General features: G+C 73.9%; 1 pseudogene. It reads left to right on the forward strand.

The features are described 5' to 3' along the window. Positions 1-639: pseudogene (locus AC2W7G_RS17985) on the forward strand (Re/Si-specific NAD(P)(+) transhydrogenase subunit alpha); the annotation flags it as partial.

Raw genomic sequence — 639 nt, forward strand, 5'->3', positions numbered from 1 at the left:
CCGGCGTCGCCGGGGTTTGGCCCGCGATCGGCGCCGCCAGCAGCCTCGGCGCCGTGGTGCGGGGCCACCGACCCGCGTCCGGAGGTCGCCGACCAGGTGCGCTCGATCGGCGGCGAGTACCTCGCCGTGGAGGTCGAGGAGCAGATGGAGAGCAGCGACGGCTACGCCAAGGCCACGAGCGAGGCCTACGACCGGCGCGCCGCGGAGATCTACTCCGAGCAGGCGAAGGAGGTCGACATCGTCATCACGACGGCGCTGATCCCCGGACGCCCCGCGCCGCGCCTGCTGACCGCCGCCGACGTGGCCAGCATGAAGCCCGGCAGCGTCGTCGTCGACATGGCCGCCGCCCAGGGCGGCAACGTCGAGGGCAGCGTCCCCGGCGAGAAGGTGGTCACCCCGAACGGCGTGACCATCCTGGGCTACACCGACCTGGCCGGTCGCCTGCCCGCGCAGGCCTCGCAGCTGTACGGCACGAACCTGGTGAACCTGCTCAAGCTGCTCACGCCCGAGAAGGACGGCCGCCTCGTGCTCGACCTCGAGGACGTCGTGCAGCGCTCGATCACGGTCGTGCACGAGGGCGACACGCTGTGGCCCCCGCCGCCGGTGCAGGTCTCGGCCGCGCCCGCTGCCGCGCCCGCG

It is taken from the genome of Aeromicrobium sp. PFPM2_SD2 (genome assembly GCF_057364525.1).